General features: G+C 73.0%; 17 protein-coding genes. 8 read left to right on the top strand and 9 right to left on the bottom strand.

Annotated elements, in window-relative coordinates; genetic code table 11:
- Position 1: 1 nt before the first annotated feature.
- From OG842_RS17615 to OG842_RS17600, 4 genes are all read left to right on the top strand, one after another.
- Positions 2 to 679, top strand: a complete 678-nt coding sequence (locus OG842_RS17615) for a response regulator transcription factor (protein WP_328512321.1) — start codon at positions 2 to 4, stop codon at positions 677 to 679.
- Positions 676 to 1884 carry a sensor histidine kinase gene (locus OG842_RS17610; RefSeq protein ID WP_266730751.1) on the top strand — a complete coding sequence of 403 codons (1209 nt, stop codon included), beginning with the start codon at positions 676 to 678 and terminating at the stop codon, positions 1882 to 1884. The genes OG842_RS17615 and OG842_RS17610 overlap by 4 nt, the downstream gene beginning before the upstream one ends.
- A gap of 399 nt (positions 1885 to 2283) precedes the next feature.
- Positions 2284 to 2982 carry a 5-oxoprolinase subunit B family protein gene (locus OG842_RS17605; protein WP_266730750.1) on the top strand — a complete coding sequence of 233 codons (699 nt, stop codon included), beginning with the start codon at positions 2284 to 2286 and terminating at the stop codon, positions 2980 to 2982.
- Positions 2979 to 3851, top strand: a complete 873-nt coding sequence (locus OG842_RS17600; protein ID WP_266730749.1) for a biotin-dependent carboxyltransferase family protein — start codon at positions 2979 to 2981, stop codon at positions 3849 to 3851. The genes OG842_RS17605 and OG842_RS17600 overlap by 4 nt, the downstream gene beginning before the upstream one ends.
- 70 nt (positions 3852 to 3921) lie before the next feature.
- On the opposite strand, the gene OG842_RS17595 is transcribed toward OG842_RS17600, so the two are convergent.
- Entirely contained in the window at positions 3922 to 6210 is a 2289-nt protein-coding gene (locus OG842_RS17595; protein WP_266730747.1) for a heavy metal translocating P-type ATPase, read from the bottom strand.
- Positions 6211 to 6455: 245 nt separating this feature from the next.
- Here OG842_RS17595 and OG842_RS17590 point away from each other — a divergent pair, with 245 nt between their 5' ends.
- Positions 6456 to 7145 (top strand): copper homeostasis protein CutC, encoded by a 690-nt coding sequence (locus OG842_RS17590; protein ID WP_266730746.1) that lies wholly within the window; start codon positions 6456 to 6458, stop codon positions 7143 to 7145.
- Positions 7146 to 7211: 66 nt separating this feature from the next.
- On the opposite strand, the gene OG842_RS17585 is transcribed toward OG842_RS17590, so the two are convergent.
- Positions 7212 to 9287: a HelD family protein gene (locus OG842_RS17585; protein WP_266730744.1), complete on the bottom strand. Its 2076-nt coding sequence runs from the start codon at positions 9285 to 9287 to the stop codon at positions 7212 to 7214.
- A gap of 439 nt (positions 9288 to 9726) precedes the next feature.
- Between OG842_RS17585 and OG842_RS17580 the strand changes: the two genes are divergently transcribed.
- Together OG842_RS17580 and OG842_RS17575 are read left to right on the top strand one after the other, a co-directional pair.
- The gene (locus OG842_RS17580) at positions 9727 to 9918 is read left to right on the top strand and encodes a hypothetical protein (RefSeq protein WP_266730742.1); all 192 of its coding nucleotides are present in this window, start codon (positions 9727 to 9729) and stop codon (positions 9916 to 9918) included.
- A gap of 72 nt (positions 9919 to 9990) precedes the next feature.
- A complete protein-coding gene (locus OG842_RS17575) occupies positions 9991 to 10392 on the top strand; it encodes a hypothetical protein (RefSeq protein WP_266730740.1) in 402 nt (133 codons plus the stop codon).
- 47 nt (positions 10393 to 10439) lie between these two features.
- Here the strand turns inward: OG842_RS17575 and OG842_RS17570 are convergent, their stop codons facing one another.
- From OG842_RS17570 to OG842_RS17560, 3 genes are all read right to left on the bottom strand, one after another.
- Complete coding sequence (locus tag OG842_RS17570) at positions 10440 to 12083, bottom strand: DNA repair helicase XPB (protein WP_266730739.1); 1644 nt, start codon at positions 12081 to 12083, stop codon at positions 10440 to 10442.
- Positions 12084 to 12204: 121 nt separating this feature from the next.
- Entirely contained in the window at positions 12205 to 12747 is a 543-nt protein-coding gene (locus OG842_RS17565; RefSeq protein WP_266730737.1) for a hypothetical protein, read from the bottom strand.
- A gap of 113 nt (positions 12748 to 12860) precedes the next feature.
- Positions 12861 to 15329, bottom strand: coding sequence for a helicase C-terminal domain-containing protein (locus OG842_RS17560; RefSeq protein WP_266730736.1), 2469 nt, complete (start codon positions 15327 to 15329; stop codon positions 12861 to 12863).
- Positions 15330 to 15414: 85 nt separating this feature from the next.
- Between OG842_RS17560 and OG842_RS17555 the strand changes: the two genes are divergently transcribed.
- The gene (locus tag OG842_RS17555; RefSeq protein ID WP_266730735.1) at positions 15415 to 16500 is read left to right on the top strand and encodes a hypothetical protein; all 1086 of its coding nucleotides are present in this window, start codon (positions 15415 to 15417) and stop codon (positions 16498 to 16500) included.
- A gap of 53 nt (positions 16501 to 16553) precedes the next feature.
- On the opposite strand, the gene OG842_RS17550 is transcribed toward OG842_RS17555, so the two are convergent.
- From OG842_RS17550 to OG842_RS17535, 4 genes are all read right to left on the bottom strand, one after another.
- On the bottom strand, positions 16554 to 17546 hold the full coding sequence (locus OG842_RS17550) for an ABC transporter substrate-binding protein (protein WP_266730734.1): 993 nt from the start codon (positions 17544 to 17546) through the stop codon (positions 16554 to 16556).
- A 78-nt stretch (positions 17547 to 17624) separates the two neighbouring features.
- The gene (locus OG842_RS17545; RefSeq protein ID WP_266733651.1) at positions 17625 to 18494 is read right to left on the bottom strand and encodes an ABC transporter ATP-binding protein; all 870 of its coding nucleotides are present in this window, start codon (positions 18492 to 18494) and stop codon (positions 17625 to 17627) included.
- Positions 18495 to 18505: 11 nt separating this feature from the next.
- Positions 18506 to 19600: a FecCD family ABC transporter permease gene (locus tag OG842_RS17540; RefSeq protein WP_266730733.1), complete on the bottom strand. Its 1095-nt coding sequence runs from the start codon at positions 19598 to 19600 to the stop codon at positions 18506 to 18508.
- Positions 19597 to 20607, bottom strand: coding sequence for a FecCD family ABC transporter permease (locus tag OG842_RS17535; RefSeq protein ID WP_266730732.1), 1011 nt, complete (start codon positions 20605 to 20607; stop codon positions 19597 to 19599). The genes OG842_RS17540 and OG842_RS17535 overlap by 4 nt, the downstream gene beginning before the upstream one ends.
- Positions 20608 to 20637: the final 30 nt, after the last annotated feature.

The raw sequence follows: 20637 nt of genomic DNA, 5'->3' as shown, positions 1-20637 counted from the left end.
TATGCGGGTGCTGATTGTCGAGGACGAGCCGTATCTCGCCGAGGCGGTGCAGGCGGGTCTGAGGCTCGAAGCCATCGCCTCCGACATCGCCGGGGACGGCGATACCGCCCTGGAGCGTCTGGAGGTGAACGAGTACGACGTCGTCGTGCTCGACCGCGACATCCCCGGGACGCACGGCGACGACGTGTGCCGGGCCATCGTGGAACGGCGCCTGGGCTGCCGGGTGCTCATGCTGACCGCGGCGGGTCTCCTCGACCAGAAGGTCACCGGCTTCGAGATCGGTGCCGACGACTACCTGACGAAGCCCTTCGACCTGAAGGAGCTGGTCGCACGGCTGCGCTCACTGGCCCGCCGGCCCAAGGACAGCACGCCCCCGGTCATCGAGTGCGCCGGAATCCGGCTGGACCCGTTCCGGCGCGAGGTCTTCCGCGACGGGCGGTACGTGGCGCTCACCCGGAAGCAGTTCGCCGTCCTGGAGGTCCTCATGACCGCGCGCGGCGGCGTCGTCAGCGCGGAGACGCTGCTGGAGCGGGCCTGGGACGAGAACGCCGACCCGTTCACCAACGCCGTCCGCATCACCATCTCCACCCTCCGTAAACGGCTCGGTGAACCCTCCGCCATACACACCGTGCCGGGCGTCGGCTACCGCCTCGACGGGCCGACCGGGACCGTACGGTGAACCGCCGCACGGCACCCGGCCAGGAAGCCGCGGACACGGAGCGGGGCGCGGCGCGGACCGCGCGGCCGCGGCGGCTGACCGCCCGGATGAAACTCACCCTGACCTACGCCCTGTTCGTCCTCGGCTCGGGGGCACTCAGCCTGATCGTGGTCTACCTGGCCATGCGCTTCCTGCCCAACTACCCGCTGACCGCGGTGAACCCGCAGGCCGCGGCCCTCGCCGCCCGGCCGGACATCCTTCAGGCCCTGTTCGCGGCCGCCGGCGTCACCCTGCTGCTCCTGGCGCTGCTCGGGCTCGGCGGCGGGTGGCTCATCGCGGGCCGCGTCCTGCGCCCACTCCAGGAGATCACCCGGGCGGCCGGGCGGGCCGCCGACGGCTCCCTGGACCACCGCATCGGACTCACCGGCCCGCGAGACGAGTTCACCGAACTCTCCGACACCTTCGACGACATGCTCGCCCGCCTCCAGCGGTCCTTCGAGGCCCAGCAGCGTTTCGCCGCCAACGCCTCGCACGAGCTGCGCACCCCGCTCGCCGTCAGCCGCACCATGCTCGACGTGGCCGTCGCCGACCCCGACGGCCAGGACTACCGGCAGCTCGTCTCCCGGCTCAGCGAGACCAACCGACGCGGCATCGAGATCACCGATGCCCTGCTGGAACTCTCCGCGCTCGACCACACTTCGCCCGCCACCCAGCGCCTCGACCTCGCCGACACCGCCCGGGGAGCCGTCGACGCCGTCCGCGAGGAGGCGGGTGCGCGGGGCGTCACCCTGACCACCGACATCCGCCCGGCCCCGGCCACCGGCAACGACGTCCTGCTGCGCCAGCTCGTCGTGAACCTGCTCCACAACGCCGTACGGCACAACCTGCCCACGGACGGAACGCTCACCCTGACCACCGGCCCCGACCCGGCGCGCCCCGGCCGCGCGCTCCTGACCGTCGCCAACGCCGGACCGCTGGTGTCCGGCACCGTCGACCGGCTCACCGAACCGTTCCTGAGGGGCGGTGGGCGGCTGGCCGGGCCGGACCCGGCACGGCGCGGCCACGGCCTCGGACTGGCGATCGTCGCCAGCATCGTCCGCGCCCACCACGCGGACCTGGCGCTGACCCCCAACCCCGAGGGGGGACTCACCGTCCGGGTGTCGCTGCAGGGCCCGGCGCCCGACGACGAGCGCCTGTCCGGCCGTGCTCGGCCGGACGGGCCCTGAGGGGTGCGGCGCACGGCAGCGGGTCGCGCCCGGGGGCGCCGCCCCGGGCGCGGGTGAGCGCCTCCCGTCGGCGCTCACGGAGGGAGTCGTCGTTACGGTCTGCCCCGTCGGGGGGCACCGTTCGCACGCGAGCTGTCGGTCATGGGACGACCCTGGCGAAAGGTCCTGGCCCGGGATGGGACGGTGCCGATGGGCTCAGCGACATGCTTGTACGGTCGGCCGAACGGCCAGTCCCCGTACGGTCGTTCCTGCTCCGGTTCGAGCGGGATCAGCCATTGTTGGATTATCAGGTAATCGCTAGTGTGCGCCCGTGATGGATCTGACGAGTCCAACCCATTCGATGGATCTCGACGCGGACCTCGGTGAAGGGTTCGGGAACTGCGTTCTCCCCGTCGACGCGTGAGCGGAGACGGATTCGGTGCCGAGGTGCTGGTGCTGCCCGTCGGACGGGAGGCGCTGCTCGTCGAGCTGTCCTCCGCCGAGCATGCCGAGGCCTTCCACGTCGAGCTGTTGCGCCGCCGCGCGCGCGGCGAACTGCCCGTCATGAGGGAGGTCGTGCCTGGCGCGCGAAGCGTGCTGCTCGACGGCATCGCGGACCATACGCGTCAGGCCCGGGTGCGGTTCGCCCGCGAAATCGCTTCCTGGCGGATACCGCCGATGCGGTGTGGGGCCGGGGACGCGGTCGAGATCCCTGTCGTCTACGACGGGCCGGATCTCGACGAGGTCGCCACGGTGTGGGGCGTCGGCGCCGACGAGGTGCCGGGCGTTCATGCCGGTACGGAGTTCCGGGTGGCGTTCTGTGGGTTCGCGCCGGGCTTCGGCTATCTGACCGGTCTGCCAGGTCACCTTCATGTGCCGCGGCGGGCGACTCCGCGCACGAAGGTTCCGGCGGGGGCGGTGGGTCTTGCGGGGCCGTACGCCGGGGTGTATCCGCGCGCGTCGCCCGGAGGGTGGCAGCTCATCGGGCGGATGCCGGACCCCGAGGAGCTGTGGAACCCGGCACGGGAACCGGCGGCGTTGCTGAGGCCGGGCGTGCGGGTGCGGTTCGTGGCGGTGGGGGCGACAAGGGTGGCCGGGGCGGCAGGGGCGGCGGAGTGATCGAGACGGCGGACGCTCTCGACGTGGTCCGGGCCGGGGCGCTGACCACCGTGCAGGACGAGGGGCGGGTCGGCTGGGCACACCTCGGGGTGCCGAGGGCCGGCGCACTGGACGCACCGGCCCTCCGCCTCGCCAACCGGCTGGTCGGCAATACGGAGGACGCGGCGGTACTGGAGACCACGGTCACCGGGTGCGGGGTACGGCCCAGACGTTCCACGGTGGTCGTGGTGGGGGGTGCCGCGTGCCGCGTCACGGTGGACGGGCGACCGGTGGCATGGGGCGTCCCCGTTCCCGTACCGGCGGGAGCGGTGCTGGACGCCGGTCCGGCTGAGGACGGTCTGCGGAGCTATCTGGCGTTCCGTGGCGGCCTGGCGCCGGAACCGGTGCTCGGCAGTCGCTCGGCGGATCTGCTGTCCGGGCTGGGACCGGCGCCGCTGCGGGACGGGGACGTGGAGCCGCTGGGGACGCCTGCGGGACCCGTTCCGCCGGTGCCGGACGCCGTGCCGTGGCCGGGGGCGCCGACCGAACTCGTCCTGCCGGTCCGGCTGGGGCCACGCCATGCCTGGTTCACGGACGACGCGCTGCGGACTCTCGCCACCGCCGCGTACAGGGTGTCGCCGCGCAGCAACCGCATCGGGCTGCGGACGGAGGGGCCCGCGCTGGAACGTGCGCGGGAGGGGGAGCTGCCGAGCGAGGGCATGGTGCTGGGGGCCGTCCAGATACCGCCGGACGGGCGGCCGGTGGTGTTCCTCAACGACCATCCGACGACGGGGGGATACCCGGTGGTGGGGGTGGTGCCGGAGGCCGCGCTGGCGGGGGCGGCACAGGCAGTGCCGGGGGTGCGCATGCGGTTCGTGGTGATGGGGTAGGGGACCTCCCGTGTTCGGGAGGTCCCCTACCCCATGGTTGCCCGACCGCCTGCAGGGCCGGGCCCCGCCCCTACGCCGCAGCCTTGAATCCCCGCAGCCGCAGCGAGTTGCCGACCACGAAGACCGACGAGAAGGCCATCGCGGCGCCCGCGATCATCGGGTTGAGCAGCCCGGCCGCGGCGAGCGGCAGAGCGGCCACGTTGTAGGCGAAGGCCCAGAACAGGTTCGTACGGATGGTGCCGAGGGTCTTGCGCGACAGCCGGATGGCGTCCGCCGCGGCCCGCAGGTCGCCGCGTACCAGCGTCAGGTCGCCGGCCTCGATCGCGGCGTCCGTTCCGGTCCCCATCGCCAGGCCCAGATCGGCCTGGGCGAGGGCGGCCGCGTCGTTGACCCCGTCACCGACCATGGCGACCGAACGGCCCTCGGCCTGGAGCTTCTTGACTACGTCGACCTTGTCCTCCGGCATGACCTCCGCGTACACCTCCTCGATCCCGACCTCGGCCGCGACCGCCTCGGCCACCGCCCGGTTGTCGCCGGTCAGCAGGATCGGGGTGAGGCCCAGGGCCCGCAGCCGCTCGATGGCCTCCGCGCTGGTGTCCTTCACCGCGTCGGCGACTTCGAGCACTGCCCGCGCCTCGCCGTCCCAGGCCACCGCGATGGCCGTCCGGCCCGCGGCCTCCGCCTCGGCCTTGCGCCGGGCCAGCTCCACGGGGAGGTGGATCTCCCACTCGGCGAGCAGCTGCTCGCGGCCGACGAGGACGGCGTGGCCCTCGACGATGCCCTGGACGCCGAGTCCGGCGATGTTGGCGAAGTCCTCGGGGGTGGGGAGGGCGGTGCCGGTGCGTTCGGCGGCTCCGGCGGCGACGGCCTGGGCGATGGGGTGTTCGGAGGCGTGCTCCAGGGCGCCGGCGAGGCGCAGTACGTCGGTCTCGGTGGTGTTGTCGGCGGTGTGGACGCCGAGGAGGGTCATGCGGCCGGTGGTGACGGTGCCGGTCTTGTCGAGGACGATCGTGTCGACGCGGCGGGTGGTCTCCAGGACCTCGGGGCCCTTGATCAGGATGCCGAGCTGGGCGCCGCGTCCGGTGCCGACCATGAGGGCGGTGGGGGTGGCCAGGCCCAGGGCGCAGGGGCAGGCGATGATCAGTACGGCCACGGCGGCGGTGAACGCGGCGGTCAGGCCCCCGCCGTTGCCGAGCCAGAAGCCGAGCGTGCCGAGCGCCAGGGCTATGACGACGGGTACGAAGACGGCGGAGATCCGGTCCGCGAGGCGCTGGGCCGCCGCCTTGCCGTTCTGGGCGTCCTCGACGAGCTTCGCCATCCTGGCCAGCTGGGTGTCGGCGCCGATCCGGGTGGCCTCCACGACGAGCCGGCCGCCCGCGTTGAGCGTCGCCCCGGTGACGGAGTCGCCGACGCCGACCTCCACGGGCACGGACTCGCCGGTCAGCATCGACGCGTCCACGGCCGAGGCACCCTCGACGACGGTGCCGTCGGTGGCGATCTTCTCGCCGGGACGGACCAGGAAACGGTCCCCGACCTGGAGGTCGGAGGTCGGTACGGTCACCTCGCGGCCATCGCGCAACACGGTGACCTCCTTGGCGCCGAGTTCGAGCAGTGCCTTGAGGGCCGCGCCCGCCTTCCGCTTGGACCGGGCCTCGAAGTAGCGCCCGGCCAGGATGAAGGCGGTGACTCCGGCGGCGGCCTCCAGATAGATGTTGCCCGCGCCGTCGCTCCGCCCGATGGTCAGCTCGAACGGGTGCGTCATGCCGACCATGCCCGCCGTGCCGAAGAACAGCGCCCACAGCGACCAGAGGAACGCGGCCGTGGTGCCGACCGAGATCAGCGTGTCCATCGTCGCCGCGCCGTGCCGGGCGTTGGTGAACGCGGCCTTGTGGAACGGCCAGGCGGCGTACGTGACGACCGGGGCCGTCAGCGTCAGCGAGAGCCACTGCCAGTAGTCGAACTGGAGCGCCGGGATCATCGACATCGCGATCACCGGCACGGCGAGCGCGACGGCCGTCAGCAGCCGCTGCCGCAGGGGCCGCAGCTCGTCGGCCTCGCCGGCACCGGCGGCGGCGCCCTCCTCGGCGGTGCGCGCCGGGGGAGCGGGCTCGTGCGCGGTGTAGCCGGTCTTCTCGACGGTGGCGATCAGGTCCTGTACGGAGATGTCCTCGCCCCGGTAGCTGACCTTGGCCTTCTCGGTGGCGTAATTGACGGTGGCCTCGACGCCGTCCATCCGGTTGAGCTTCTTCTCGATACGGGCCGCGCAGGAGGCGCAGGTCATGCCGCCGATCGCGAGCTCGACCTCTGCGGCGGTGCCGGTGGCGGTACCGGTGCCGGTTGTGGCGGTGTGCGCGGACACGATGTCCTCCCTGGCGGTGAGTTGATACCCCTGGGGGGTATGTATTGCTGGTTCAGGTATACCCCCCTCCCCTATGAAACGCAAGGGCGGATGTGCCGCCGGATCCGCGTCGTGATCGTTCGATCACCCGATGTGCGGCTGACCTCACGTATCTTCGGCTGGCATTGAGGCTGCATCCTCGGTGTACCGACCCGTAGGCTGGCCATTGGACTAGACCTATTGATGCTTCCTGGAGGATGGGGCCCATGAGCAACCGTGCAGTCCTGGAGGTGATCGCTCTCGATGCCGAGGACGCGATCGCCGCCCAGGCGGGTGGTGCGGACCGGCTTGAGCTGGTCACCGACATGGCGTCGGACGGCCTGACCCCGTCCTGTGCGACCTTCGCGGAGATCCGGGCGGCGGTGGACATTCCGCTGCGGGTGATGCTCAGGGTGGCCGACGGCTTCGCGGCCGGCGACATCGAGGTGCTGGTGGCGAAGGCGCGCGAGCTGCGCGCGGCGGGCGCCGAGGAATTCGTGCTCGGCTTCCTCGACGCAGAGGGCCACCCGGACCTGGTCGCCGTCGAACGGCTCGTCGCCGAGCTGGACGGCTGCCGCTGGACCTTCCACCGCGCGATCGACCGGGCCGTCGACCGGGACGCCCTGCGCAAGCAGCTGGCGGACCTGCCCGGCCTGGACACGTACCTCACCGCCGGCTCGCCCAAGGGTGTCGACGACGGCATCCCGACGCTGCTGGTGGAGGCGGCGCGCCAGGGCGAGCCCGGTTACGAGCCGCAGATCCTGGTGGGCGGCGGGCTGCGGCTCGAACACCTGCCGGAGCTGCTGGCCGCGGGCATCGACGCGGTGCACATCGGCGGTGCGGCGCGTCCGCACGGGTGGTCGGGGCCGGTGGACGCGGCGGCGGTGCGGGAGTGGCGAGCGGTGCTCGACGCGTAGCGGAGGTGGGGCGGGGGTGCGAGGGGCTCTGCCCCCGGACCCCCGCCCCACTGGCGCCGGAGGGGATTACGGGCGCAGCTCGTCCGGCAACTCCGCCGCGTGCACCACCGTCAGCCCCGACACCGCTCGCGTCAGCGCCACGTACAACCGGCGCAGGCCCGTGCGTTCGTCCGGTTCGCCGTCGACCACCGCGGCCGGCTCGTCCAGTACCACGTAGTCGTACTCCAGGCCCTTCGCCAGCGACGCCGGGACCAGGGTCAGCCGGGACTCGGCGGTCGTCTCCTCGCCGGGGGAGAGGTACGCGTGGCCCGCCGCGGTCAGCGCCGCGGCCAGCGCGGGGATCCGGGCGTCGGCCGCGATCAGGCCGATCGAACCCTCCCGCTTCAGGGACTCCTCGCACTCCGCCAGCACCGCCGCGTCCAGCTCCGCCGGACCGGCCACCGCCCGTACCTCCAGCGAACCCGGCGACTCTCGCACCGACTCCACCGCCGCGAGGCCCGGCGAGATCACCGGCAGCAGCCGCGAGGCGTACGCGATCACCTCGCGCGGCACACGGAAGCCCGCCGTCAGCTCCTCCACCACCGCGTCCGACTTGCCGAGATGGTGCAGCGCCTGAGCCCAGCTCTCCGTCGACCACGGCGTCGTGCCCTGCGCCAGGTCGCCGAGGACCGTCGCCGAACCGGTCGTGCAGCGGCGGCCCACCGCCCGGTACTGCATGGGGGACAAGTCCTGCGCCTCGTCGAGCACCACATGGCCGAGCGAGTGCGTCCGCGCCACCAGGTCGTTCGCCTCGTCGATCAGCACCGCGTCCGCCGCCGACCACTTCGCCGACTTCACGCTCCGGGCAGGCTTCGTCCACAGGATCGCCTTCTGCTCGTCCTCGGTGAGCAGCCCCTGGGCATGAGCGGCCAGGAACTCCGCGTCGGACAGCAGCCGCAGCACCAGCTTCGCCGGGTCGACGGCCGGCCAGATCGCCTTCACGGCAGCCTTCACCGCGGGGTTGCGGGCCACCGCGTTCTGCACCCGGTCGTCCGGGGCCTCGCCCGCCTCCTCCATCCGGACCAGGACGGCGTGCGCGATGCGCTGCGGAAGCGCTTCGTGGGCGGAGCCGTACCGCATGTCGCGGGCCAGCAGCTCGTCGACCATCTCCGCGACCTCGTACGCGGGCACCCGCCAGCGCCGCGAACCGCGCACCACCACGACCGGCTCCACCGGGGGCGTCACATGCGAACGGATCGCCCGCCGCAGCACCTCGGCCATCCGGGCGTCGCCCTTGACGACGGCGGCGGCCGCCGGGTCCGTGCCGCGCACCTCGATGCCGGCCGTCACCAGATCGTCGACGGTCGCCTGCTGCACCGCCAGCTCGCCGAGGGCCGGCAGCACCTGCTCGATGTACTGGAGGAAGGACCGGTTCGGCCCGATGACCAGCGTGCCGGTACGGGCCAGCCGCTCGCGGTGCGCGTACAGCAGATATGCCACCCGGTGCAGGCCCACGGCCGTCTTGCCGGTGCCGGGACCACCCTGCACACAGACCGTTCCGCCGAGCTCGCTGCGGACGATCTCGTCCTGTTCCGGCTGGATCGTCGCGACGATGTCCCGCATAGGACCGACGCGCGGCCGCTCGATCTCCGCCTGGAGGAGCTTGCTCGTCTGCTCGGCCTCGGCGGGATCGGTGAGGTGCTCGTCCTCGTACGCGGTCAGCTCGCCGCCGGTGTAGCCGAACCGGCGGCGCTGCCCCACGTCCTGGGGGTCCTTCTTGGAGGCCCGGTAGAACGGCTGCGAGACGGGTGCGCGCCAGTCGATGACCATCGGGTCGCCGTCGGCATCGTGGACATGGCGGCGCCCGATGTAGAACTGCTCGCCCTCCGCCCCTTCGGCCTGATCGGCACCGACCCGGTGCAGATAGTCCAGGCGCCCGAAGAAGAGCGGGGTGTGGGCGAGATCGGCGAGCGACTTGATGCGCTCGTCGATCTGGGCCTGAAGTACTGCCGCGTTGACCCAGTTCGCGGTGACATCGCGGATGTCCAGGGCCTGGGCGTCCTCGCGCATGGCGCGCAGCGCGGCGCGGGACGCGGTGAGATGGGCGCGTTCGCGAGCCAGCGGGTCGTTGGTGGTGTCGCTCTCGTGTTCGTGCGCGGGCACGGTGTTGCCTCCGGCTGTTCAACGCAGGACGGCGGACCGCATCCGGCCCCCGGACGGTGCTCGGGGCGATGCGGTCCGCTCGGGGATCGATCACGGGTACGCGCAGCAGGTGCGCGTACGGCTGTCGGCCGGTTTCCGTCCGGTCGGCGGCGCTCCCCCGGCTGCCGGCGGGCCCTCGCGGGCCGCTGCCGGTACCACGGTGCGGGAGGCGGGCAGACCGGCGATTGTATAGACTGAGGCCGCCGAGGGCGAACGAATTACCACCGGGAACATTGATCCCGCCGCCGGGTCCATCGCCGGGTCCATCCCGTAGGGGACGGCATGCGACCGCAGACCTACCCGGACCACCGCGGGTTCGCCCGTGGGTCCACCCGCGCCCCCGCCTGATTCAGCCCGCGGGCCGATGCCCGTACCGGCCGGGCGCAGGACCATGGAAGACATGAGCACAGTCCTTCTGAACCGCCGCAGGACCGGCCCCGCGCACGGCGCGACCGCGGCCACCGGTCACCACCGCCCCCACCGTCTCGGCGACGCGGTCCGCGCCGTCAAGGTCTTCGCCCGCGCCGCGTTCGGCGTGCTCGTGCTCGGCGAGTACGCGGAGGAGGCGGGCGTCCGCCGCCACGAGCACTGAGTACCCGGAACCTTGCCGGTGTGAGTATCCGACCGGAGGTGGACCGGGCCTGCCCCGCGGTTGGGTAGCGGCATGGAGAACAGCCACGTCCACGTGATGCGTCCCACCCTCGTCGGCCCCGCCGGTACCGTCGTCCCCGCGCACAGCCCGAACGCCTGGGTCGCCCCCACGATCGCGACGGTCCTTTCCTTCTACCTGACCTGCTTCGGCATGTTCGCCATCGGCTTCGCGGCGATGGCCACCGACAGCTGCGGCCCGGACGACTGCTCCTCGGGCATCACGGTTCCGCTGAGCCTCATGGGCTACGGGCTGTACGCGGCCCCGTTCATCACGCCCCTCGCCCTGGTCATCGCCTGGGTGCTGCCGTGGCGTCCCCGCTGGACCACCGCCCGCCGGTGTGCGGCGGCGATCGCCGTGCTGCCGGGGTTGACGGCGGTGGGCGGCCTGGCCCTGCTCCTGACGCTCGGCGGCTGACCCGGTCAGGACGTGGCCGGTCCGCGTGCGCGGACCGGCCATCGGCCTCAGCTGTCCGTCAGCAGCTCGTCCGCGTCCACGATCCGGTACGCGTACCCCTGCTCGGCCAGGAAGCGCTGGCGGTGCGCCGCGAAGTCCTGGTCGATCGTGTCGCGCGCGACCACCGAGTAGAACCGCGCCTCGTGCCCGTCCGCCTTCGGCCGCAGCACCCGGCCCAGGCGCTGCGCCTCCTCCTGGCGCGAGCCGAACGTCCCCGACACCTGGATGGCGACGGTCGCCTCCGGCAGGTCGATGGAGAAGTTCGCGACCTTCGAGACGACCAGGACGCTGAGCTCGCCCTCCCGGAACGCGTCGAAGAGCTTCTCGCGCTGGGCGTTGCTCGTCTCGCCCTTGATCACCGGGGCGTTCAGGTGCTCACCCAGCTCGTCGAGCTGGTCGATGTACTGCCCGATGACCAGGGTCTGCTCGCCGCGGTGCTTGCGCACCAGCGCCTCCGTCACCTTCCGCTTCGTCGCGGTCGTCGCGCAGAACCGGTACTTCTCCTCGGCCTCGGCGGTCGCGTACGCGAGGCGCTCCGAGTCCGTCAGATTGACCCGCACCTCGACGCAGTCGGCCGGCGCGATGTAGCCCTGCGCCTCGATCTCCTTCCACGGCGCGTCGAACCGCTTGGGCCCGATCAGCGAGAAGACGTCCGACTCGCGGCCGTCCTCACGCACCAGCGTCGCCGTGAGGCCGAGCCGCCGCCGGGCCTGGAGATCGGCGGTGAACTTGAAGACGGGCGCGGGCAGCAGATGCACCTCGTCATAGATCACCAGCCCCCAGTCGCGGGAGTCGAACAGCTCCAGGTGCGGGTAGACGCCCTTGCGACGGGTCGTCAGCACCTGGTACGTGGCGATGGTGACCGGCCGGATCTCCTTGCGGGTACCGCTGTACTCGCCGATCTCGTCCTCGGTCAGCGAGGTCCGCTTCACCAGCTCGTGCTTCCACTGCCGGGCCGAGACGGTGTTCGTCACCAGGATCAGCGTGGTCGCCTTGGCCTGGGCCATCGCTCCGGCCCCGACCAGCGTCTTGCCCGCACCGCAGGGCAGTACGACGACACCCGAGCCGCCGTGCCAGAACCCCTCGACGGCCTGCTTCTGGTACGGCCGCAGCGCCCAGCCGTCCTCGGCGAGATCGATGGGGTGCGCCTCGCCGTCCACGTAACCGGCGAGGTCCTCGGCCGGCCAGCCCAGCTTCAGCAGTGTCTGCTTGATCTGACCGCGCTCGGACGGGTGCACCGCCACGGTGTCCGGGTCGATCCGCGCCCCGACCAGCGGCTGCACCTTCTTCGAGCGGAGGATCTCCTCCAGCACGGGCCGGTCGGTGGAGGTCAGCACCAGGCCGTGGACCGGGTGCTTGGACAGGGTGAGACGGCCGTACCGGGCCATCGTCTCGGCGATGTCGACGAGCAGCGCGTGCGGAACGGGATAGCGCGAGTACTGCACGAGCGCGTCGACGACCTGCTCGGCGTCGTGCCCGGCGGCCCGCGCGTTCCACAGCCCGAGCGGGGTCAGCCGGTAGGTGTGGATGTGCTCGGGCGCTCGCTCCAGCTCGGCGAAGGGCGCGATGGCACGACGGCAGGCGTCGGCCTGGTCGTGGTCGACTTCGAGGAGCAGCGTCTTGTCGCTCTGGACGATGAGGGGTCCGGTCACGCGCGTCGGCCCTTTCTGCGGGGTGCGGCCACGGATGCGGCCAAACGTCCAGTGTGCCGCATGCGGGCGCGGTCGTGCCGGGTACGGGCTCGGTCGTGCCGAGTACGGACCCGTCTGCCAGTCAGTCCGTCCGGCGGTGGCCGCGTCCTTCGGGGAACTGGCCCAGGTGTACGGCGCGGTGGGCGGTCACCGCCAGTTGTTTGGCGTCCTCGGTGAAGGTGTCGACGCGGATCGTGCGTCCGTCGGTCAGCGTGATGTTGCAGGTGAAGCCCATGCCACGGGCCTCGGCCAGCGGCCGGCCGTCGTCGCCGTGCGCGCCGACGGACGCGATGTCCTGCCACGGGATCAGGGTGGCGGTGCCCGCCACCCGGTGGGTCAGCCCCCGCTCGTGGACGTCGAAGCTCTGCTCACGGGTACGGAAGCCCTGGACCAGCCGCCAGATCCCCAGGCCCAGCCCCACCAGCCCGACGCCGAGCAGCAGTCCGGCCAGCTGCGGAGCCCCGTCGGTGGTGCCGATCGACGCGATGGTCACCGGTATCCCGAAGGCCATGCCCGCCGCTCCGACGACGAGCAGGATTCCGGCCTGCCGCAGCCTTCTTCCCCCGTCGGTACGGTGCTCACGGACGAATCCCCCCAGCTGCCTGGCCGCATCGGTGCGTCGCATGACATCCCCCTCCAGCGTCGTGGACACGCCAGAGTCTGCCCGTCGAACAGCCGGCCCGCCCCCGATTCGCACGCACTGCCGCGACGGGACGGGGGCGGGGACGCGCCCCGGCCTCACGCCGTCTGGTCGTCCGCCAGTTCCGCGACGCCGGTGATGCGGTGCAGCGGGTACGTGCGGACCTCGTCCGCCGTGTGGTCGTACGCCGTGACGAAGCCGCCCTCGACCCGGACCGGGGCGATGACGCGCTGGCTGGCGGCCCCGTCCGCGTTCACGTAGCCGATCCAGAGCGCCGAACCGGTCATCGCGGCGGCCTGGACGGTGGCGAGGGTCTCGGCGGAGGTCGTACGGGGCAGGGCGCCGGACGTGGCCGCGGGGGCGTCGGGGGACTCCGGGGCGTCCTTGCGGACCACCGTGGCGGCCGTGTCCCCGGCCCGGATCGCCCGGACCGCCGCACCGAGCAGGGTGGCGTCCGGCACCGGAGGGCCCTCGGGAACGGGGACCGGTGCGGTGCGGGGCGGGGTGCGGCGGGCGCCCGCGCGGGTGATCAGGACGTCGCCCTCGGCGGACTCGGCGGCCGGGGCGTACCCCATGTCGCGCAGCCCCTCCAGCAGGGACGCCGGGTCGACCTGGGCGGCCAGGACGGTCGGTGCGAGGCGGCGCAGCCGCAGGGTGGCCGAGCGCTTGTCGGCCAGGATCTCGTTCAGCACGGCCTCGTCGTCGCAGCGCACGTACGAGGAGGCGGCACCGATCCGGAGGTGGCCGTGGCGGCGGGCGATGTCGTCGATGAGGTAGCTGAGCGGCTGCGGGACGGGTGTGCGGCTGTGGGCGGCGAGGAAGGCGTGCAGGTCGGCCGCGGACTGCCCGGCATCCAGGGCACGGCGCACGGAGCCGGGGGTGAAGCGGTAGACCGTCGCGCCGCCCTTCGACTCGATGTCCGCGAGGGCGGAGAGCATGTCGGCCAGGGGGCGTTCCAGCGGGCCGGGGGCGACGGCCGTCAGGTCGGCCTGGAGCAGCACGTGGTCCAGCGGCTCGGGGATGAGCGGCGCGAGCAGCGCGGCGGCCTCGGCCGGTCCGGCGTCGAGGAGGGCGCGGGTGTGCGCGGCGAGCGCGCCGCGGCCGGTGATGCCGAGGAGCTCGGACTCGTTGAGCGTCCACAGGGCGATCCGGGACCGCAGATCCGTGGTGTCCCCGGCCGCGGCGCGCTCGCCGCGCAGGGGGCGTTCCCAGCGCAGCCGGGCCAGGACGGTCTCCGGGTCGGGGGCGGTGCCGGGTTCCAGGCCGGCGAGGAGGGCGAGGACCCGGTGGCGTACCTCCGGGGCGGCGGAGCGGTCGAGTTCGGGGCCCAGAGCGGACAGGGCCCGGCCCTTGGCGTCCTGGCCGCCGACCAGGCCCGGGGTGCGGGTGGCGGCGAGCCAGGCGGTGGCGAGGTGCGTCCAGCGTTCCTGGGCGGGGAGGTCGGCCCAGTCGTCGTACGCGGGCGTCGGCGCGTACCGCTCGTCGGCCTCCCCGTCGGAGGCCAGCAGCCCGGCCGCGTAGGCGAGTTCGACCCAGAACGCCGCGACCGGCTCGGGGACCTCCAGTGCGGTGGCGGCCTTCTTCAGCTCGCGGACGCTGAGCCCGCCGGCCCGCAGTATCGGGGGCCCGCCGCCGTTCCAGCTCTTCAGCAGCTCCTCGACGGTGTTCACGGCCAGCAGCGCCTGACCGGCCGCGGCGCTGTCCACAGCCTGTGGATCGCGGTTGGCGACCGCCTCCACGGCCGGTGGCCGCGGCTCCGGCACGCGGTGGGCGCGTCCCGCCCGCAGATGCAGGGCGGCCTCGCGGGGCAGCACCACGGTGCGGGTCGACACCGGCAGCAGCAGCCCGTGGTCGCGCAGCCACTTCACGGGCGGAGTGGGGTTCGGGGTCACCTCCCCGTACGGCGGCCCCCACACCAGCCGGTCCAGCACGGACAGGGCCTCGGCCGGGGCGGAGTCCAGCAGCTCGCCCATCCTGGCCCGGTCGGTGAAGAGCGCGGACAGGGCGGTCACGGCGGAGACCGGGTCGTGCGTGGCGGGCAGCCCGGCCGAGGCCAGGATCTCCTGGAGTCGTCCCGGGGACATGCCGGAGGTCGCCTCGGCGACGGTCGGCCCGAGACCGGTGGGGGAGGCGTGCTGCGGGGACGGCGCGAGGATCTCGCGCGCCGTGCGCACCAGCCGCAGCCGCTCGTCCTCGCCCCAGACCAGGGCCTGTTCGCGCAGCGTGGCCAGGGCGCCGGGCAGCGCGTCGGTGATCGCCGACCCCGCGTCGCCGCGGTGCTCGCCGTCGTCCCGGCCGTCGCCGGTGAGCAGGCCGAGCAGAGTTCCGTACGGGGCGGGGTCGGCGGCCACCGCGAGCGCCTCGGCGGTCTGCAGGGCGAACTTGTCGAGGTGCTCCAGCGCGCGTACGACGGAGGCGCGGGTGCCGGCCCTCGTCGCGAGCTGGGTGATGTCGCCGGGCACCGGGTTGAGGAGATCGGGGCGGGCGCTCAGCAGCCCGGCCAACGACTCGTCGTCCCGGGCCCGGAGCGCTTCGGCGAGCGTCCGCGGTGGTGTGGTCATCCCCATCCGTCCCACGGTAGTCGCTCCGGGCAGGCCTGAGAGGCTCTCAGGGCGCTACCGTCGGTGCAGGGCGGTAGAGGGGAACGATCGCGTGGGGATCGAGAGCGACCAGCTGGTCTACGACTATCTGAGCCGGGTCGGGGACCTGGCACAGCAGCAACAACTGTCCTCGGCCGCCCGGATGAGGCTGGTCTCGACGCTCCGGGGCGAGATCGACCGGCAGCGCGGAAAGCAGTCCGGGGACAGTCCGGCGGCGGTCCGCCGCATCATCGGGAGGCTCGGCGAACCCGACGAACTGGTGGCCGCCGCGGCCGCGTCGGGCGACGGGACGGTGGAGCTCGCGGGGCGGCCGGAGCCCGCGGCGGACGAAGGGCGCGGCATTCCCCGCCCGCGCAAGGGGATGCTCCGGAAGGACGGCAAAGACAGTTCCGGCAAGGGCGCGTCGCGGCCGCAGGAGCCCGGACCCGCCGCGCCGGAAGCGCCCGCCGCGCCGGCCGGCCGGGTGCCGTCGCCGCCGCACATGGCCGGTACGGACGAACTGGGGCCGTCCGGGAGCGAGGCCGACTGGTGGCGGGTCGAACCGGGGCCGTTCGGTGCCGGAGTCGATGTGCCCGGGTTCGTCGGCGGCGTCGAGATCCCGGACATGATGAAGCCGCCGCCGCCCCGGGACACGGTGCCGCGCCCGCGCGCGGCGCAGGACGAGGAGCGGGACGAGCAGGACGCGGCGGACGCGGAGGAAGAGGGAGCAGCGGGGGAAGCGGAGGAGGAGGCGCCGCGCCGCCGCCGGCTTCTGCGGCTCGGCCGCCGTGCGCCGCGCGAGCGCGGGGCGGGCGGCCACGGCGTTTCCCACCCGCTGCTGCTGCTCGCCGCCGTGCTGCTGGTGGCGGGCGCCGTGACGGGGTCCTGGCCGGCCCTGGCGGGCGGCTGGCTCCTCGCGTACAGCTCGCGCACGCTGTCCCGCGCGGAGGCGAAGTGGGCCGCGATGGGGCTGCCGGGCGTGGTCGCGGCGGGTGCGCTGGTCTGGCTGTGGGGCAGGACCGACGGCCGGTGGGGCGAGCCCATCGGGGCCGGGCAGATGAGCGACGCGATCGGCGAGATGTGGCCGTGGGTGGTGCGCGGGGCGGCCGTCGCCTCCGCGCTCTACCTGGTGTGGCGGTCGCGGAGGCCACGGACGTGACGGCCGGGCGGCGGTGCTCGAAATGAGCGGACGTCAGCCGAAATGAATGAACGTCAGCCGGTCATCTTCGCCTGGAACTCGTCGAGGATTTTGTCGGCGGCGGTGTAGCCGATGCCCGCGATCCACAGCCGGTCGTCGACCTTGAAGACCTTGCCGTCCTTGGACGCCTTCAGCCCCTTCCACAGGCCGCTGTTCATCGTCTTCGTCGTCCCCGCCTTCGCCGGGTCGCCGTACGTCGACGTGAAGACGACGTCCGCGTCAGCGAGGTCGATCTTCTCGGGCGACACGTCGTACGAGAAGCCGTCCTTGGCCTTGTCGGTGATCGCGGGACGGCCCATGCCCAGGTCGGCGAGGATCGAGCCGATGTAGTTCTGCTTGCCGTAGATGCGGATGTCGGCACCCTCGACGAAGCGGACGAAGTTGACCTCGGTGGCGGCGGCCTTCTCCTTGCCGCCTACCGCCTCGGTCACCTTCGCGACGTGGGCGTCGTACTCGGCGACGGCCTTCTTCGCCTCGGCCTGCTTGCCGAGCGCCTCCGCGTGCAGCTGGAAGTTCTCCTTCCAGGCCGTTCCGGTGGACTCCGTCATCACGGTCGGGGCGATCGCCTTCAGCTGCTCGTAACGGTCGCCGTCACGGACCTTGGAGGTGAGGATCAGGTCCGGCTTCAGCGAGGCGACGGTCTCCAGGTCGGGGTTGGCGATCTCGCCCACCTCCTTGATGCCCTTGGTCCGGTCCGCCGGCAGGTACGAGGGGAAGCCGTCCTCCGACGCCGAGTGCGTCGCGCCGACCGGCTGCACGCCGAGGGTCAGCGCGGAGTCGAGCTCACCGGTGTCCAGCACCACGACGCGCTTGGGGTCCACCGGGACCTCGACATCGCCCATGGCCGTCTTGACGGTGTGGGTCTTCGCGGCGGCGGAACCGCCGTCCTCGGAGGCGGAGCCGGAGTCGGACGAACCGCAGGCGGCGAGCGTGAGCGCGCCGGCCAGCGAGAGGGCGCCGAGAGCGAGACCGCGGCGGCGGACGGGACCACGGACGGAGAGGGCCATGGGATGCCTTTCGTAGGAGTCAGGAGTCAGGAGTCAGGAGTCAGGAGCCGGCAGTTGGAAGTGGGGACGCGCGCGGGCTCACGAACCCGTATCGGCCTGCCACGGCGCACCCGGCACCACGAGCGGCGAACCCGTCACCGGGCACGGGACGATCACCGCCTCCAGGCCGAAGACCTCGCGTACGAGATCGGCCGTGACGATGTCCTTCGGGTCGCCCTCGGCGACGATCCGGCCCGCCTTCATGGCGACCAGGTGGTCCGCGTACCGGGCGGCCTGGTTCAGGTCGTGGAGCACGGTGACGACGGTCCGGCCGCGGGTGCCGTCCGCCGCCGGGGCGGTGAACCGGCGCACCAGGTCCAGGACCTCCACCTGATGGGCGATGTCGAGGTACGTGGTCGGCTCGTCGAGCAGCAGCAGATCGGTCTCCTGGGCGAGCGCCATCGCGATCCAGACCCGCTGGCGCTGACCGCCGGACAGCTCGTCCACGGACCGGTCGCCGAGCGCGGTGACATCCGTACGCTCCATCGCTTCCGTCACCGCCCGCTCGTCCTCGTCCGACCACTGCTGCCACCAGTGCTGGTGCGGCTGGCGCCCGCGGGCGACGAGGTCGCTGACGGTGATCGCCTCCGGGGCCACCGGGGTCTGCGGCAGCAGCCCGATCGACTGGGCGATCTTCCGGGTGGGGATCTTCGACAGCTCGGTGCCGTCGAGGAGCACGGCCCCGCCGCGCGGCTTCAGGAGCCGGCCGAGCGCGCGCAGGGTGGTCGACTTGCCGCAGGCGTTCGGGCCGACGATGACCGTGACCCGTCCGTCCGGGATGTCGAGGTCCAGTGCCTCGACGACGGTGCGGTCCTCGTACGCGAGCGTCAGCTCCCGCGCGCCGAGCCGGCCGGCCGTCGCCGCGGCGGAGCCGGTCGATGCCGTCCCGGCAACCGTGGTGCCGGACATCGGGGTCGAACTCATGCTGTGCCTCCACTACGGCCGCGACCGCCACGCTGACCGCGGATGATCAGCCAGATCAGATACGGGGCGCCGACCGCCGCCGTCAGTACGCCCACCGGCAGCTCGGTGGGCGAGAAGAGCCTGCGCGCCAGCAGGTCCGCGAACACCACGATCACCGCGCCGAGCAGCGCCGAGCAGAGCAGCGGGATCTGCGCGGTGCGGGTCAACCGGCGGGCGATCTGCGGGGCGAGCAGCGCCACGAAGTCGACCGGCCCGGCCGTGCCGGTCGCCACGGACGCCAGGATCACGCCGAGCGCGACCAGACCCAGCCGTACCCGCCCCAGCCGCACCCCGAGCGCGGTCGCGGTGTCGTCGTCCATCGAGACGGAGCGCTGGGCGCGGGCGGCCCACAGCACGGCGGGCAGCAGGAGCAGCAGCGTCCAGCCGATCGGCGCCGCCTCGGCCCAGCCGCGCCCGTTGAGCGAGCCGGTCATCCAGATCTGGGCCTGCTGGGCGACGAGGTAGTCGCCCTTCGTCAGGAACAGCGTGGTGACCGAGCGCAGCGCGATGGCGAAGCCGATGCCGATGAGGACGAAGCGGGTGGCGTGCAGCCCGCCGCGCCAGGCGAAGACGTACACCAGCGCAGCCGCGGCCACCCCGCCGATGACGGAGAGGTACGGCAGCACGGTGTACGAGGTGATGCCGAAGGTCATCGCGCCGACCGTGAGCGCGCTCGCGCCCTGGCTGATGCCGATGATGTCGGGGCTGGCGAGGGGGTTGCGGGCGACGGTCTGGATCAGCGCACCGGCGATCCCGAAGGCCACGCCGACCAGCAGCCCCACGGTCATCCGCGGCAGCCGCAGCGTGCCGACGACCAGCTCGTCCGGGGACGGCTGCCCCAGCACCACCTTCACGACCTCGCCGGGCGCGACGAAGCTCTCGCCGACGCAGAGGTACGCGACACAGACGGCGGCCAGCAGCACGACGAGCGCGGCGGCGACCAGGCTCGCCCGCCGGTGCAGCAGGAACCGGCCCCGCGCCCCGATCCGTACGACCTGGTACCCGGAGGGCCGCACCCGGACCTCCGCCCGGACCTTCGTACCGGCACTCATGCGGGCACCGCCTTCCGGCGTACGAGGGCGACCAGGAACGGCACCCCGATCAGCGCCGTCATCACACCCGCCGGGACCTCGCTCGGCGGGAAGAGGACGCGGCCGATCACATCCGACACCAGCAGCATCACGGGCCCGATCAGCGCCGCCATCGGCAGCACCCAGCGGTGGTCGGAGCCGACGACCGCGCGGGCGATGTGCGGTACGGCCAGCCCGATGAACGCGATCGGCCCGGCCGCCGCGACTCCGGCACCGGTCAGCACCGTGGCCCCGATTCCGCCGACGACCCGGACCGCCGCGACGTTCTGCCCGAGCCCCTTCGCGACGTCCTCGCCGAGCGCCAGCGCGTCGAGCCCCCGCGCGACGGAAAGCACGAGCAGGATCCCCACCAGCAGGAACGGCCAGATCTGCTGCGCCACCTCGGCCTCGCGCCCGGCGATCGAGCCGACCTGCCAGAAGCGGAACTCGTCCAGCGCGGACGCCTTGGTCGTCAGCACCGCCGAGACCACCGACACCAGCAGCGCGTTGATGGCGGCGCCGCCCAGCGCGAGCTTCACGGGCGTGGCACCGCCGCGCCCGCTCGACGCGATCGCGTACACGGCGACGGAGGCGATCGCCGCCCCCGCGAAGCCGAACCACACGTACCCCGTAAGGCTGTGGACCCCGGCGTACGCGATGGCCAGCACCACACCCACCGAGGCGCCCTGGCTGATGCCGAGGATGCCGGGGTCGGCGATGGGGTTACGGGTGATGCCCTGGAGCACCGTGCCCGCGATGGCCAGCGCGGCGCCGACCATCAGCCCGATCAGGGTGCGCGGCACGCGCATGTTCCGGATGACTTCGGCGTTGTCGGAGTGCCCGCCGTGCAGCAGGACGTCGAACACTTCGGACGGGGGTATGGAGCGGGCCCCCACGGCCAGGCTGAGGAGTACCGCCACGAGCAGCGCCACGACGGCCGCCGCCGTCGCGAGTGCGCGTCTGGAGCGGCGAGGTGCGGCGGCTGACATCGGACCCAATCGAGTGGTGACGAGCAAGTG

It is taken from the genome of Streptomyces sp. NBC_00376 (assembly GCF_036077095.1).
Classification (GTDB): Bacteria; Actinomycetota; Actinomycetes; order Streptomycetales; family Streptomycetaceae; genus Streptomyces.
This window is presented reverse-complemented; position numbering and strand designations above follow the sequence as displayed.